The organism is Streptomyces olivochromogenes, assembly GCF_021538895.1.
GTDB classification, from domain to species: domain Bacteria; phylum Actinomycetota; class Actinomycetes; order Streptomycetales; family Streptomycetaceae; genus Streptomyces; species Streptomyces olivochromogenes_A.
Map to the genome: position 1 here is coordinate 56,445 of NZ_JADDRL010000047.1, position 13,484 is coordinate 69,928.

Here is a 13,484-nt window from a genome sequence, read left to right on the forward strand (position 1 = left end):
TCAACCCGTCCTTAGCGCTTCTTGTTCGTCTTGCGGCGGCGGACGATGTACTTGTTCGACGCCTTCTTGGGCGAACGAGTACGGCCTTCCTTCTTGCCCCACGGGGACACAGGGTGGCGACCACCGGAGGTCCGGCCCTCACCACCACCGTGCGGGTGGTCAACCGGGTTCATCACGACACCACGGACGGTCGGGCGAACGCCCAGCCACCGCTTACGGCCGGCCTTACCCCAGTTGATGTTGCTCTGCTCGGCGTTGCCGACCTCACCGATGGTGGCGCGGCAGCGGACGTCGACCAGGCGGATCTCACCGGACGGCATGCGCAGGTGGGCCATCGAGCCCTCCTTCGCGAGCAGCTGCACGGAGGCACCGGCGGAGCGGGCGAACTTGGCACCGCCACCGGGACGGAGCTCGATCGCGTGGAGCGTCGTACCGACCGGGATGTTGCGGATGGCCAGGTTGTTGCCCGGCTTGATGTCGGCCCCGGGACCGTTCTCGACGCGGTCACCCTGCTGCAGGTTGCGCGGGGCGAGGATGTAGCGCTTCTCGCCGTCGGCGTAGTGCAGCAGCGCGATGCGCGCGGTGCGGTTGGGGTCGTACTCGATGTGCGCGACCTTCGCCGGCACGCCGTCCTTGTCGTGACGACGGAAGTCGATCACACGGTAGGCGCGCTTGTGTCCGCCACCCTGGTGGCGAACGGTCACACGACCGGCGTTGTTACGGCCGCCCTTGCTGTGCAGGGGGCGGACCAGCGACTTCTCCGGCGTGGACCGCGTGACCTCGACGAAGTCGGCGACGCTGGCGCCACGACGGCCCGGCGTAGTCGGCTTGTACTTGCGGATTCCCATTTCTCAGTCCTCGTCCGATATCGGACGATCCGACCCGCTTACGCGGTCGGACCGCCGAAGATGTCGATACGGTCGCCCTCAGCGAGGGTCACGATCGCGCGCTTGGAGCCCGCGCGCTGACCGAAACCGGTCTTGGTGCGCTTGCGCTTGCCCTGGCGGTTGAGGGTGTTGACCCCGGTGACCTTGACCGAGAAGACCGCCTGGACGGCCTGCTTGATCTGGGTCTTGTTGGCGTCCGGGGCGACGATGAACGTGTACTTGTTCTCGTCGAGGAGCGCGTAGCTCTTCTCCGAGACGACCGGCTTCAGCAGGACGTCACGGGGGTCCGTGTACGACTTGCTCAGCGGGGTCTCGACGGTGTTCTTGCCCTCGGTGGCGTGGCGCTTCGCCTTGGCGACGCGCGCGGCCTTGGCGGCCTTGGCGGCCTTCGAGGCGATGCTCGGGTGACGGGTAGCCATCAGACCTCGGTCCCTTCGGTGTCGTTGGCCTTCGGGCCGGCGACGAAGGACTCGAAGGCGGCCTGGGTGAAGACCACGTCGTCCGAGACGAGAACGTCGTACGTGTTCAGCTGGCCCGGCTCCAGGATGTGGATCTGGGGCAGGTTGCGGGCGGACAGCCACGCGGCCTCGTCGGCGCGCTCGACGACCAGGAGCAGGTTCTTGCGCTCCGAGATCTTGCCGAACAGCGTGCGAGCGGCCTTGGTGCTGGGGTTCTCGCCGTCGATCACGCCGGAGACGACGTGGATGCGGTTGTGACGCGCCCGGTCGGTGAGGGCGTGACGCAGAGCGGCAGCCTTCATCTTCTTCGGGGTGCGCTGCGAGTAGTCACGCGGCTGCGGGCCGTGGACGACGCCACCGCCGGCGAACTGCGGCGCGCGGGTCGAACCCTGGCGGGCGCGGCCGGTGCCCTTCTGGCGGTACGGCTTCTTGCCGCCACCACGGACCTCGCCACGGGTCTTCGTCTTGTGCGTGCCCTGACGGGCAGCGGCCAGCTGCGCGACGACGACCTGGTGAAGCAGCGGAACGCTGATCTTCTCTACACCGAAGATCTCCGCGGGGAGCTCGACGGAACCGGCCTTGTCGCCCGCCGGCGAAAGGATGTCAACAGTACTCATCGGTTACCTCAGGCCCCCTTGGCCGCGGTGCGGACCAGGACGAGGCCGCCGTTCGGACCGGGAACCGCGCCCTTGATGAGCAGCAGACCCTTCTCCGCGTCAACGGCGTGGACGGTCAGGTTCTGGGTGGTGACCCGCTCGTTGCCCATGCGACCCGCCATGCGGAGGCCCTTGAACACGCGGCCCGGGGTGGCGCAGCCACCGATGGAACCGGGCGAGCGGTGCTTGCGCTGGGTGCCGTGTCCGGCGCCGAGGCCCTTGAAGTTGTGACGCTTCATGACACCGGCGAAGCCCTTGCCCTTGCTCTTGCCGGTCACGTCGACCTTGATGCCGGCCTCGAACACCTCGGCGGTGATCTCCTGGCCGAGGGTGTACTCGCTGGCGTCAGCGGTACGGATCTCGACGAGGTGGCGGCGGGGAGTGACGTCGGCCTTGGCGAAGTGGCCCTTGAGGGGCTTGTTCACCTTGCGCGGGTCGATCTCGCCGAAAGCGATCTGGACGGACTCGTAGCCGTCGACATCGTTCGTACGGACCTGGGTGACGACGTTGGGGCCGGCCTTGACGACGGTGACCGGAACAACGCGGTTGTTCTCGTCCCACACCTGCGTCATGCCGAGCTTCTCGCCCAGGATGCCCTTGATCTGCTTAGCCATTCTCAGCTCACCGACCCTCAGAGCTTGATCTCGATGTCGACACCGGCCGGGAGGTCGAGTCGCATCAGAGAGTCAACGGTCTTGGGGGTGGGGTCGAGAATGTCGATCAGGCGCTTGTGCGTGCGCATCTCGAAGTGCTCGCGCGAGTCCTTGTACTTGTGCGGCGACTTGATGACGCAGTACACGTTCTTCTCAGTGGGCAGCGGCACCGGGCCCGCGACCGACGCACCAGTGCGGGTCACCGTCTCGACGATCTTCTTCGCCGAGGAGTCGATGACCTCGTGGTCGTAGGCCTTGAGCCGGATGCGGATCTTCTGTCCCGCCATGGCTACTCAGTAGTCCTGTCTCTTCGCTCTGGAACCCGGTGTTCCTGTCTCCCCCTCCGACCCACGCGGTCGGGCGTGTCGCGCTCCCGCTGACAGAGATGTCCCTTGTTCGAACATCCCTGCGGGAATGCACACGGCCCTTCCGGAACCGCAGGCCGGGGGCGGAAGGCCCACCGGGTGCCTGGCCGGTGCCGCGCCCACGCTTCCCGAAAGATTCCCGTACGTCCGCCCCAGTGCTGCCGTAGTGGCAGTTAGGACGACGAGTACTGTGGGACTCGCTTCCGGTCCTCCCGGCGGGAGGCGCGCAGCATCAACACTCGACCGAGCAACCCCGCTAGTCTGCCACACGGGGCAGGGGGCTGGCCAATCGAGCCGGAGACAATACCCCTCGGGTGACGTAGGTCAAACCCAAGGCGGACGGGGTTGCGGCGCAGGGCTTCCACGGGGCCGCGCCGGAGTCACCGGCCCAGCCCGTCACGGCTACGGGTCAGGCATCCGCCCCCTGCGGGCGCACTCTCTCAGGAGCGACGTCCGCGCAGGTTCTGCAAGACATCGCCGACCGCATCCACTGTCCGCAGCCAGCAGCCCTGCGCAGTGCCCCGCACCATGGCCAGCGACCATCGCCACCTGAACCACGCCGGCAGCTTCCGGAACGGCACGAACGTCAGCGTGTCGTCGATGGCGTTCTCTGCGATGCCACGAAGACCCGCCCCGCGCTCGAACGCCGCGTCCACCTCGGCAGGGTCGTCGACTCCTGTCAGCCCCTCACCGGTTTCCCAGTTCCCCTCGGACCCCGTGGTCGGCTCTCCCCGTGTCACGGACGTCGCCGCAGGGCCTTCCAGGCGTCCTCGATCGTTTCCCCGGACCGCAGCCACCAGCTCTCCAGCTTGTTTCGCACCCCTGACGTGACCTTCCACCACTTGAAGCGCCGGGGCAGCTGCCGGAATGGCACGAAGGTCAGGGTGTCCTTGATGGCGTACTCGGCAATGCTTCTGGGCCCCTCCGCACGCAGCGCGGCGTACAGCTCGGGGGTCAGCCGGCCGTTGATCCGTGCCGCGGCGCCGGCCGCGGTGAACGCGAACCCCCGCTGAGCGAGATCCGGCAACCGCATCGCCCGGACAATCCGAGGCGATGCCTCTTCCAGCGAACAATTGAAGGCCAACCCGATCACTGCCGAACCCAGGGGCCACTCACCCCGCTCGAAGGCGGCGTCAACCTCGGCGGGGTCGTCGATATGCGACACGCCCTCGCCGGTTTCCCAGTCCCACTTGGACGCCATAGCCGACTTTCCTTCCATCTGTAATCAGTCGCATGGTGGCGGGAGCACCTTCTGCTTCTTGAGGTTATTGATCATGCCGTTCTTCTTCAGCTTGTTCAGGTCGCCTTCCGTGATGCCATCCCCCGGGTACGAGGAACGGACGTGGCCGTGGTAGATCTCCTTGACGATATTGCCGTTCTTGTCGGTGACGTACTCGTGTCGGTCCAGGACCACGATCTCGTTGTTGGCGTAGTCCACGCCGAGGCGCCGGAATCTGTTCGGATTGTTCGGGTCGCCCAAGGGGATTGACCGGTCCAGCGCGCCCTGGCCATTGGCGGGCGCGCGGCTGACCTCGCCCTTCGCCGACGAACTGCTGCCCGAACCGTGCTTGTCGTACGTCGAGTCGTCGTAGATACGGACCGGCTCGTCGCCCTCGAGGCCGAGCGGGTCGCTCCAGCGCAAGGGGTTGTCGACGTACGAGTGATGGTTCGGGGCGGGGACCAGGCCGAGCGGGTCGGGCGAGAGGTAGCTCGCGGTGTCCGGGTCGTAGTAGCGGGACAGGTTGTAGTGCAGGCCCGTCTCCGGGTCGCGGTACTGGCCCGGGAAAGCCAGCGGGCACAGGCCGCCGTCGTCCTCACCGGACAGCGGCCGCCCCCACAGACTGGTGGCCGACCGCCAGGCGATCTCCCCGTCCTCGCCGACCAGCTCGCTGGGCGTGCCCACCAGGTCGGTGACGATCGCGTAGAACCGTCTGTCGATCGCGTCCGCGTCATCCGCCCGCCACCTGCTGCGCACCTGGGCCGCCGCCCGGTGCGTCCCCGGCTCCCAGTCCCACGTGTCCGTCTCCACCACGCCGTCCCGGAGCCTCTGCTGCTCCGCGAGGTTGGCGCAGTCCCACGTGAAGAGGACCTCGTCGGTGAGCGAGCCGTCCTCCCGCAACCGCGCCTTGGCCGTACGACGGCCCAGCGCGTCGTAGCGGTAGCGCCACACCCCCGTGTCGGGCGTCTCGGCCTCGGTGAGACGGTCCTCGGCGTCCCAGGTGTACGTCCAGATCCGGCGCAGCCCGGACAGCGTCCGGCGGATCATCCGGACCACGCGCCCCTGGGAATCGTGCTCGTAGGAGGTACGGCCCGCCGAGGTGACCTTCGTCCCGGAGTACCGCAGCGGGCCCTGGACGTCCTGACTGCCCGCCGCCGGGTGGGCGGCGGCGGTGAGGTTGCCGAGGTCGTCGTAGGCGTAGGACTCGGTCCAGGTCTCGGCCGAGACCCGGGTGACACGGCCCGCACGGTCGAGGTCGAAGCGGCGGGAGCCGCCCAGCCTGTCGGCGATCCCGGTCAGGTGGCCGTCCGCGCGGTAGGCGTAGGAGCGGGCCTGGCGGACGGTCGGGCTGCCGGGCCCGGCGGGGTCCGCGGCGGTGCCCGACCGGATGATCTGCTCGACCAGACGATGGCCGGCGTCCCAGGACTGCGTCAGCATCGCAGCGCTGCCCAGGCCGCGGGCGGTCTCCCGGCCGGCCGCGTCATGCGTGAAGGTCAGCTCACCGGCGGCGGTGACGAGCGAGGTGGGCAGGCCTGCGGAGTCGTACGACCACCGCGATGCGGCACCGGAGGGCGTGCTCCGCCGTGTCCGCCGGCCCAGCAGGTCGTACTCGTTGGTAACCGTCCGCCCGTCGACGGACTCGGCGACGACCCTGCCCACCGCGTCGTACTCGTACGAGACCCTGCTGTCGGCATTCACGGCCTCGACCATCCGGCCGGACGAGTCGTAGCGCAGGGAGGTGACCGTGCCCTCGTCGGTATGCGCCGTCACGGCCCGGCCGGCGGCGTCGCGGGTGACCCGTACGGTCTGGGCGGTGCCGTTCGTGCGCTCGATCTGGCGGCCGGTCGGGTCGTAGGCGTAGGTGACCGTGCGGCTGTTGAAGTCCGTCTCGCCGATCAGGTTGCCCGCCGCGTCGAAGCGGTAGTTCCACTCGTCGCCCTGCGGGTTGGTCACCACGGTGAGCCTCAGCTCGGCGTCGTGCGTGAAGACGTAACGGGTGCCGTCCGGGTCGGTCCGGGCGCTGGGCAGGTCGAAGGCGCCGTACTCGAAGGCAGTGACGAAGCCGCCCGACTGCCGGTGTTCGCTGAGGTTGCCCTCGGCGTCGTACGACCAGGATTCGCGGCCCCCTTCGGCCCGTTCCCGCCACAGCAGCTGGCCCTCGGGGTTCCAGCCCTGGCGGACGGTGCCGCCGACCGGGTCCTCGATCCGCACGACACGGCCGCACGCATCCCGGCTCACGGTGACGACGCTGCCGCGCGGATCGACGACGCGCACCGGAAGCCCGGCCCCGTCGGTGTCGAACCGGAACGTGTTGCCCAGCGCGTCGGTCTCCGCGATCCGGTGCCCGCGTTCGTCGTACGTGTACGAGCTCACCGCGCCCAGCGGATCGGTGCTGGTGAGCAGGTTGCCCCGGTCGTCGTACGCGTACTCCCAGCGGGCCCCGTCGGGTTCCGTGACGGCGACCGGCTGGAGGTCCGCGTCGTACTCCACGTGGATGCTGGTGCCGTCGGGCCGGTCCATGCGCACCGGCTCGCCCTGCGCGCCGAGGGTCATGCGGGTCGTGCGGCCCAGTTCGTCGGTGCGGGAAAGCATCCGCCCGTGGCGGTCCCACTCGGAGTACGTGGTGTGGCCGAGTGGGTCGGTCACGGCGACGAGCTGGTGCAGCTCGTTGTACCGATAGACCGTCGCATGGCCCAGGGCATCGGTGTAGCGCGTCTCGCGGTTCTCGCTGTCGTACGCGACCGTGCAGGAGAGGCTGCCGTCGGCCCCCTCACCTCCTGTGCAGCGGTCCAGGGCGTCGTAGGTGAAGCGATACGAGTAGTCGTTGCGGTCGGTCCAGGAGGTGATGCGCGCTCGATCGTCGTACGTCAGCTTCCGCGGCAGACCACTGGAGTTGTAGATCTCGGTGAGGTTGCCGTCGGGGTCGTAGCCGAACCGTCGGAGAACCGTGTCTTCGGGGCCGTCCTCCGGATTGCGCAGGCGGAGTCGAACGACGCGTCCGTTGTCGGTGTCGACGTGCACGTGCCGACCACTGGAGTCCCGTACGGCGACGGGGACGCCGTCGGCATCACGATCGAAGTCGATGCGGAAGCCGTTGCGGTCGGTGATCGCGGCGAGGGGAAGCGTGAACGCCTCGTCGGCCGCCGCCGGAGTCCTGCGCGGGGCGAAGTGGCGCGTGATGCCGAGGTCGGGATCGGTGATCCGGACGGGAGTGCCGGGTGCGCCGTCCCAGTCCAGCGGCCGGCGCGGGCCCTCCAACGGCAGGACCGAGGTACCCGGTCTGGGCACCGGGTAGAAGAGGAGCATGCCGTCCTCGGTGGCGTAAACGGCGCCTTCGTCGTCCAGTTCCAGTCGTTCGTCCAGGCTGGAGGCCCAGGACGGGCCGAAGGAGCGGCCCCACTGATAGGTGGACAGGTGGGTGCGCCGGAGAACCAGGGAGAGCAGCCCCGCCAGTTCGACGTCGGTCTCCTCCATGAGCATCTCGCCGGAGATCATGTCGATGGGGTCGCCGTTCTTGCAGCGCCCCTTGGGAGGCTTGCTCTTCGCGACGGCGTCGTCGGCCTCCTTGCGCAGGCCCTTCTTCCCGAGGCTCTTCGCCATGGCCTTGAGGCCGCCCTTGCCGAGGGTCTTCATGCCCTTGGCGAGCTTGCCCAGTGAGGTGAGCCCCTTGCCGCCGGGTATGCAGTCCATGGCCGCGAAGGCCACGTCCAGCAGGCCGGCCTGACCTTTTCTGTATTTGTTGAGCGTGTCGGCGAGCACGACGAGGGCCGCGATCAGCACGATCGCGCCCAGGATCGGTCCGCCGATGATCATCGCGATGATGCCGACGACCGCGACGACGACCTTGCAGACCGCGACGATCGTGTCCCAGTTGTCCTCGAACCAGTCGCCGATGTCCTCCCACCACGACCGGTTCTGGATGCCCGCGTCGGACGCCTCGTCGATCTTCGTCTTCGCCTCGCGGGCCGCCTCGTCGCGCATCTTGCGGGCGTCCTCGGCCATCTTCTTCGCCGCGTCGAGGGCGTTCTGCGCGGTGGTGACGTCCGTCTGGGCCTTGGTGTGGGCCGACTTGGCGTTCTGCGCGTCACGGGTCGCGGCGCGGACCTTGGCCTCGTCGGGCTTGTCGGCGTCGCTCTTGCTGCCGGTGGGGTCGTCCTTGTACTTGTCGGCTTCCTTGTTGGCTTTCGTGACCCACGAATCAGCTGATGAGAGGCGGGACTTGGCCGAGGTCAGGTCGTCCTGGGCCTCCTTCGCCTTGGCCAACGCCTTGTCCGCCAGGGACTGGGCGCGCTCCAGCTTGGGCCAGTAGTCGGTGAGCGCGTCGCCGCACATCTCGTACGACGTCTTCAGCTTCTTCAGGTTCTTCGGGACATCACCGAACTGGTCCTTGAAGACCTCCGCGGACTTGCCCGCCCACTCCAGCAGCGTGTCCTCGCCCGCCATACCCTTGACCAGACGGAGGGCCTCGGAGACGTCGTGGGCGAAGTCGTGCAACTGCTTCGCCAGCGAACGCACGCGCTGCGGATCACCCGGAGTCGGGTCCTTGTCCAGGTCCAGCGGATCCCAGTTCGCCGGCCGATGCCCCACCATGTCCCTGCAACCCCCGTCGCATGCGCATCATCAACAGCCCTGTGCACACGCGAACTTACAAGGCACGGGCGTTCAATGCGAAGTGGGTTGAGCCATGGTGCGAGCGAACTCTCAGGTCAGGCACGCCAGAAGAGCACCGAACTCGGCCAGCGATGTCTCAAGGTCCTGGCGGCCCGCGTCATCCGCGGACAGGAGAGGCAGGTGGCTACTGGCGAACTCCTCGGCGCCCGTGTGGACGGCGGCTGCCAGTTCCTTGACGGAGGAGCGATCGACGACCGAGCCCTCGTGGACCGTTTCCACCGAGCCGTCCCTCCGACGCCGGAAAGCCAGCGAGAAGGACGAGTCGGCGGCCGAGGTCGTGTGGACACGGTCCCGCCCCTCCAGGAAACGGCGCAGGCCGTCCAGCAGAAGCGTCAGGGACAGGTAGACCATCATCGCCTGGTCCGGCGTACGGTCCCGTGAACTCGCCGCCCCCGCGTCGGCCCGGACGTCCATGTGCCCGAGGTCGAATCCCGAGGGCGGGAGTGCCTCGTTCTCGTCCACGGAGAACTCGAACTTCATGGAGCGCGGCTCCGCTCTCTCAGTTCCAAGGGCGTTCGCGCGTCGCGTCCCATCGCACCCATGTCAGTGAGTCGCGCCAACCCGGGCGGCCGTTCGCCCATCCGAGCAGTACCGGCATGACGATCTCGGCGCCCCCTTGGTCCGAAGGCTCGTCGACCTCGGCCCGGTAGTGGCGGTCGCCACTCCCCTCCCGGTACTCCAGCACCACGGTGAGGTCGTCGTTGAGGGCGGCCTGAAGGTAGTGCTGCTCGGACTCCGCCTCCGGTACGTCGAGTCTGTCCAGGATGAGGAACCTTCGACGCAGGTTGAGTCCGGCGTAGAGCCGGTCGATCTGCTGCTCGGACGGGTCGTCCCAGGTTTCGCCGTCCTCGTCGGTGACACGCAGCCGCGGCGCGGTCATCAGGCGGTCCGCTCCGCGAAGCGGAACGTCGACGTGATCGCGTCGAAGATGTCGAAGAAGGAGTCGGCGAGGTCGAGGACCTGGCTGCTGCCGGCGACCAGGGCCACCTTGCCCTCCTGGCCGGGGACGGGGATGTACGTCTGCACCAGTACGGCCCGGATGGTGCGGTTGAGGCTGTCGCCGGGGACCGGGATGTCCTCGATGCCGTAGGTGCGGGCCGCGGGTCCGACGCCGGGGATGTCGACGGTCGTGACCTTGCGCCAGGAGTCGCCCTCCTTCCTCGCCTCCTTGACGGCGAGTTGGGCGGCTATGGCAGCCGGGTCGTTCGACAGGGGCGCGCCGTCCCGCGTACGGCCACCGACGAGAGAGACGGTGACGGAGCCGGTGATCGGGGTGTCGCCGCCGAAGCTCTCCGCCATGCAACCGCAGTACATCGCACCGGACTTCCAGGCATCGGCCGCGGCCTTCTGGAGGAACGCGGTGTAGGTGTCGCGGTACCGGGCCAGTTCCGGGTGCGCCTCGATCCGCTCGTTCACCATCCGTCGGATCGAGTCGTCCCGCGACTCCGGCCGCACGTCGAACTCCCACCACGACTCCGGCACCTTGATGCGGAAACCGCCGCGCTCGATGGTGAGCGCCTCCATGTAGCGGGCCATGGCTGTCGTGTCCCCGTTTCGTCGACCACGTGTTCGCGCACCATGCTGAGGTACGGTGCGGCCAGACTACGAGAACGGGGGACGGACTCATGGGCAAGGGCAAGAGTGACCTCTCACTCCCGCTGACCGAGCTGGAGGACTACGGCCGCCGGCTCCGGTCCATCAAGACCCGCCTCGACCACACCAAGAAGCTCTTCGAGTCGTACAAGGACGACATCGGCAGCGGCAAGGTCAACGACGCCCTCGACGACTTCGAGTCCAACTGGGAGGACGGCCGCGAGGACATCACCCAGCAGCTCGACGCCCTCGCCGACATGTCCGACACCGTCGTCCGCGAGTTCAAGAAACTCGACGACGAGCTGGCCAAGAAGGTCAACGACGCGGTGAAGACGGAGGACAAGCGGAGCAAGGCGCAGAAGAAGACGGACTGAGGGCGGCTGGTGGGGGCTCAGCGGTAGCGCGGTAGCGGCCCCGGCCGGCTAGGCGTCGGTTTCACCGAGCGTCCAGCACGGCGAGCCCTTGGGGGGCGCGGGCCGGATCGGCAACTTCGCGAAGTCGATGTGCGCGTCCACGTCCGGGTCCCCTATCGGCAGGCGGCCCTGGTCGTCCGCACGGTAGTACGCGCCGTAGGCCCAGAATTCCGGGAACTCATGGCCCATGATCTCGTGGTCCTCGGGGGGTGCGTCCTCGTCCCCGAACGCCTGATTGATCCGGGCGACGGCTTCCGCCCGCCCGATCCCGCAGTGTTCGACCAGCACCTCCGCCATGTCGCGGTAATACTCCAGCATCTCCTCGCTCAGGCGGGCCAAGAATTCCGACGTCATGGTGAGAGGTTATGACGGCCGCCGCGCCGTGAGTGCAGCTACTCACATGATCCGGCTGAGATGAGTAGGCCGACGCCTGCCGGCTTCCGTGGCCGGTGGCTTGGATCAGTTGTATGCATACGGACTCCTCGGCGGCCACCACTGCGCGTCCCCCTCTCCACGGATACCGCTCCATCACCCTGATCAGCGTCTTCCTCCTGACCGTCATCGGCTTCGGCGCCTACGCCTGTCAGTCGCTGGAGGGCGGGCCCGTGCGGTCGGACGTCGAGTACCGGGCGCGGGTGGCGCAGACGAAGAAGGCGGGCATGGAGGCGGTCCGTAGCCTGACCCCCGCTCCGGAGGAGGCCGCGGAACCCCCGGGAAGGACGCTCGACGACATCGCCCAGAAGGAGAGCAGTACGTCCTGCGTGGACGACTTCGGCGTCGACGACACCGGCGTGACTCGGGACCAGCCCATCTTCTCCTGGGAGTTGAGCTTCACCGGGCGTAGCGACTACCTCGCCGCCGTCGATCACCTCCGGCGGGAGTGGAAGCGGCAGGGGCTGACGGTGCAGGACGTACCGGCCCCCGGCAAGGGCGAGCCCGGTGCGGGGCTGCCGGGTATCACCACCACCGACGACCAGGGCATCGAGCTCGCCCTCCGCCCGGACTGGTACTCCGACGACCCCGTCGTGCGCGCCGACGGAGGCTGTATGCGCCACTCCTACTGAACGGGCCGAGCAGGGTGGACAGGCGCCGACAGCAACTCCTCCAGCGCCTCGTCGTAAGCCCGGAAGCCCGCCCTTCCGGTCTCGGACGCGCCCCCACGAGGTTCGAGGACGCGCGGCAGGCAGGCCACGCGCCACATCCGGAAGACCTGGTCCGGGGCGCTGCGGCCGGTGGGGTCCGCCAGGTCGGAGGCGATACGGAGGATTTCGGCGACCTGGGGCGCTCCCTCGCGGGCCTCGGGGCCGGCCGCGACGGCCACTCCGAGCAACTCGGCGAGGAAGTCGACCAGTTGAACGTCCGCCGCCATGCGGCACATACGGCGCACGGTCGGCGGTTCTTCCAGTCTCGCGATGGGATCAGGTACTCCGGTGATGCCCCGGGACCACAGGAGCAGGTCCGCCGACGACACCGCGTAATCGCGGAAGTATCCCGTTCCGTCCACGAGCGCCAAGGCCCCGTCACCGAAACCGCAGACCGAACAGATCCCCGCGAAGACGCGATCCACATCCGCACGCCTGCTGTCCAGGAAGGCGCCCACGGAGACGTCGGCGAGCGACCACGTACCGGTGGCGTTCACCGCCCCGACCCCCACCACACACCCGAACGGCGCGAAGACCTCGCGGACGAATCGCAGCGGATGGATCTCACTCACCGGCCGCGTATGAGACGAAGGTGGTCCAGGTGGTGGGCGGGAAGGTGAGGTGGGGGGCGTCGGTGGGGTGCTTGGAGTCTCGGACGTGGATGGTGGTGGGGGTGGGGGCGATTTCGATGCAGGAGTTGCCGTCGGGGCCGTCGCTGTAGCTGCTCTTGAACCACTCCAGCTCGGTACTGTCTCCGGCAGAAGCCTTGCGGATCATGTCTCTCCCAGCAGTTGCTCGATGAAGGCCATCGACTCCCGGGGCGTGAGAGCCTGCGCCCGGATGGTGCCATACCGCAGCTCAAGGATCCGCAGCTGTTTCGGATCGGAGGTCGGTCGACCGCCGTACGCCCCGTCGGCACGGCCCACTGCGGTACCGTCCGAGAACTTCAGCACTTCGATCTTCCCGTCCATGCCCGGGTGAGCGTCCGAGTGCGTAGGCATCACTTGCAGCGTGACGTTACGCAATCGCCCGACCTCCAGCAGGTGTTCGAGCTGCTGGCGCCACACCATTGTGCCTCCGACCGGACGGCGGAGTGTGGCCTCCTCCTGGACGAAGCCGAGGGTGGGCGCGGGTGTGCGTTCGAAGATCGACTGCCGCGCGATGCGGGCGGCCACCATGCGCTCCGCTTCCTCCTGCGAGTACGCGGGCTGCCAGGCGTCGAACAACGCGCGCGCATGATCCGGTGTCTGCAAGAGACCGTGGATGCTCAGCCCGACGTACACGCCCAGCTCGACCGCCCTGGCCTCCATCTGCGCCAGGTCCCGTACCTGCTTGGGGTACCGGACCTTCCTCACGTCCTCCTTCATCGCGGCGAGCAGGCCACCCGCCCCCAATACCTCGTCCGCCCTGTCCAGATACTCGGGCCT

17 protein-coding genes are annotated in these 13,484 nt (G+C 68.2%); 2 read left to right on the forward strand and 15 right to left on the reverse strand.

Going from position 1 to position 13,484, the window contains the following annotated elements; genetic code table 11:
- Window positions 1-11: 11 nt before the first annotated feature.
- From rplB to IPZ69_RS23860, 11 genes are all read right to left on the reverse strand, one after another.
- Window positions 12-848, reverse strand: coding sequence for a 50S ribosomal protein L2 (gene rplB, locus IPZ69_RS23795; RefSeq protein ID WP_235456332.1), 837 nt, complete (start codon window positions 846-848; stop codon window positions 12-14).
- Window positions 849-886: 38 nt separating this feature from the next.
- Entirely contained in the window at window positions 887-1,306 is a 420-nt protein-coding gene (rplW, locus tag IPZ69_RS23800) for a 50S ribosomal protein L23 (protein ID WP_235456333.1), read from the reverse strand.
- Window positions 1,306-1,962, reverse strand: a complete 657-nt coding sequence (gene rplD, locus IPZ69_RS23805; protein WP_235456334.1) for a 50S ribosomal protein L4 — start codon at window positions 1,960-1,962, stop codon at window positions 1,306-1,308. Before rplD ends, rplW begins: the two co-directional genes overlap by 1 nt.
- Window positions 1,963-1,970: 8 nt before the next feature.
- Window positions 1,971-2,615, reverse strand: coding sequence for a 50S ribosomal protein L3 (rplC, locus tag IPZ69_RS23810; RefSeq protein ID WP_020135811.1), 645 nt, complete (start codon window positions 2,613-2,615; stop codon window positions 1,971-1,973).
- Between the two features lie 17 nt (window positions 2,616-2,632).
- Window positions 2,633-2,941, reverse strand: coding sequence for a 30S ribosomal protein S10 (gene rpsJ, locus IPZ69_RS23815; protein WP_003948644.1), 309 nt, complete (start codon window positions 2,939-2,941; stop codon window positions 2,633-2,635).
- A 518-nt stretch (window positions 2,942-3,459) separates the two neighbouring features.
- Complete coding sequence (locus IPZ69_RS23820; protein ID WP_235456335.1) at window positions 3,460-3,675, reverse strand: hypothetical protein; 216 nt, start codon at window positions 3,673-3,675, stop codon at window positions 3,460-3,462.
- 80 nt (window positions 3,676-3,755) lie between these two features.
- Window positions 3,756-4,220, reverse strand: coding sequence for a hypothetical protein (locus IPZ69_RS23825; protein WP_235456336.1), 465 nt, complete (start codon window positions 4,218-4,220; stop codon window positions 3,756-3,758).
- A 24-nt stretch (window positions 4,221-4,244) separates the two neighbouring features.
- On the reverse strand, window positions 4,245-8,828 hold the full coding sequence (locus IPZ69_RS47070) for a DUF6531 domain-containing protein (RefSeq protein ID WP_268834952.1): 4,584 nt from the start codon (window positions 8,826-8,828) through the stop codon (window positions 4,245-4,247).
- Between the two features lie 111 nt (window positions 8,829-8,939).
- The gene (locus IPZ69_RS23850) at window positions 8,940-9,389 is read right to left on the reverse strand and encodes a hypothetical protein (RefSeq protein WP_235456338.1); all 450 of its coding nucleotides are present in this window, start codon (window positions 9,387-9,389) and stop codon (window positions 8,940-8,942) included.
- Window positions 9,390-9,408: 19 nt separating this feature from the next.
- Entirely contained in the window at window positions 9,409-9,789 is a 381-nt protein-coding gene (locus tag IPZ69_RS23855; RefSeq protein WP_235456339.1) for a hypothetical protein, read from the reverse strand.
- A complete protein-coding gene (locus IPZ69_RS23860; RefSeq protein WP_235456341.1) occupies window positions 9,789-10,445 on the reverse strand; it encodes a hypothetical protein in 657 nt (218 codons plus the stop codon). Before IPZ69_RS23860 ends, IPZ69_RS23855 begins: the two co-directional genes overlap by 1 nt.
- Before the next feature lie 89 nt (window positions 10,446-10,534).
- On the opposite strand from IPZ69_RS23860, the gene IPZ69_RS23865 reads away from it, so the two are divergent.
- On the forward strand, window positions 10,535-10,876 hold the full coding sequence (locus IPZ69_RS23865; RefSeq protein WP_235456342.1) for a hypothetical protein: 342 nt from the start codon (window positions 10,535-10,537) through the stop codon (window positions 10,874-10,876).
- Window positions 10,877-10,924: 48 nt separating this feature from the next.
- Here the strand turns inward: IPZ69_RS23865 and IPZ69_RS23870 are convergent, their stop codons facing one another.
- Window positions 10,925-11,269, reverse strand: a complete 345-nt coding sequence (locus tag IPZ69_RS23870) for a hypothetical protein (RefSeq protein WP_235456343.1) — start codon at window positions 11,267-11,269, stop codon at window positions 10,925-10,927.
- Window positions 11,270-11,382: 113 nt separating this feature from the next.
- Here IPZ69_RS23870 and IPZ69_RS23875 point away from each other — a divergent pair, with 113 nt between their 5' ends.
- Window positions 11,383-11,979 (forward strand): hypothetical protein, encoded by a 597-nt coding sequence (locus tag IPZ69_RS23875; RefSeq protein WP_235456344.1) that lies wholly within the window; start codon window positions 11,383-11,385, stop codon window positions 11,977-11,979.
- On the opposite strand, the gene IPZ69_RS23880 is transcribed toward IPZ69_RS23875, so the two are convergent.
- From IPZ69_RS23880 to IPZ69_RS23890, 3 genes are all read right to left on the reverse strand, one after another.
- Window positions 11,973-12,629: a hypothetical protein gene (locus IPZ69_RS23880; protein WP_235456345.1), complete on the reverse strand. Its 657-nt coding sequence runs from the start codon at window positions 12,627-12,629 to the stop codon at window positions 11,973-11,975. The two genes, IPZ69_RS23875 and IPZ69_RS23880, sit on opposite strands and share 7 nt — an antisense overlap.
- Entirely contained in the window at window positions 12,622-12,834 is a 213-nt protein-coding gene (locus tag IPZ69_RS23885) for a DUF397 domain-containing protein (protein WP_235456346.1), read from the reverse strand. Before IPZ69_RS23885 ends, IPZ69_RS23880 begins: the two co-directional genes overlap by 8 nt.
- Window positions 12,831-13,484: DUF5753 domain-containing protein (locus IPZ69_RS23890; RefSeq protein WP_235456347.1), on the reverse strand; the 654-nt coding region annotated here is incomplete at its 5' end. The genes IPZ69_RS23890 and IPZ69_RS23885, both read right to left, overlap by 4 nt.

What these genes read in the sequence shown, in the direction of transcription:
- rplD (WP_235456334.1), bottom strand. Translation starts at nt 1,962, where the DNA reads ATGAGTACTGTTGACATCCTTTCGCCGGCGGGCGACAAGGCCGGTTCC.
- rplW (WP_235456333.1), bottom strand. Translation starts at nt 1,306, where the DNA reads ATGGCTACCCGTCACCCGAGCATCGCCTCGAAGGCCGCCAAGGCCGCC.
- IPZ69_RS23825 (WP_235456336.1), bottom strand. Translation starts at nt 4,220, where the DNA reads ATGGCGTCCAAGTGGGACTGGGAAACCGGCGAGGGCGTGTCGCATATC.
- IPZ69_RS23855 (WP_235456339.1), bottom strand. Translation starts at nt 9,789, where the DNA reads ATGACCGCGCCGCGGCTGCGTGTCACCGACGAGGACGGCGAAACCTGG.
- IPZ69_RS23875 (WP_235456344.1), top strand. Translation starts at nt 11,383, where the DNA reads ATGCATACGGACTCCTCGGCGGCCACCACTGCGCGTCCCCCTCTCCAC.
- IPZ69_RS23870 (WP_235456343.1), bottom strand. Translation starts at nt 11,269, where the DNA reads ATGACGTCGGAATTCTTGGCCCGCCTGAGCGAGGAGATGCTGGAGTAT.
- rpsJ (WP_003948644.1), bottom strand. Translation starts at nt 2,941, where the DNA reads ATGGCGGGACAGAAGATCCGCATCCGGCTCAAGGCCTACGACCACGAG.
- IPZ69_RS23885 (WP_235456346.1), bottom strand. Translation starts at nt 12,834, where the DNA reads ATGATCCGCAAGGCTTCTGCCGGAGACAGTACCGAGCTGGAGTGGTTC.
- IPZ69_RS23850 (WP_235456338.1), bottom strand. Translation starts at nt 9,389, where the DNA reads ATGAAGTTCGAGTTCTCCGTGGACGAGAACGAGGCACTCCCGCCCTCG.
- rplB (WP_235456332.1), bottom strand. Translation starts at nt 848, where the DNA reads ATGGGAATCCGCAAGTACAAGCCGACTACGCCGGGCCGTCGTGGCGCC.
- rplC (WP_020135811.1), bottom strand. Translation starts at nt 2,615, where the DNA reads ATGGCTAAGCAGATCAAGGGCATCCTGGGCGAGAAGCTCGGCATGACG.
- IPZ69_RS23865 (WP_235456342.1), top strand. Translation starts at nt 10,535, where the DNA reads ATGGGCAAGGGCAAGAGTGACCTCTCACTCCCGCTGACCGAGCTGGAG.
- IPZ69_RS23860 (WP_235456341.1), bottom strand. Translation starts at nt 10,445, where the DNA reads ATGGCCCGCTACATGGAGGCGCTCACCATCGAGCGCGGCGGTTTCCGC.
- IPZ69_RS47070 (WP_268834952.1), bottom strand. Translation starts at nt 8,828, where the DNA reads ATGGTGGGGCATCGGCCGGCGAACTGGGATCCGCTGGACCTGGACAAG.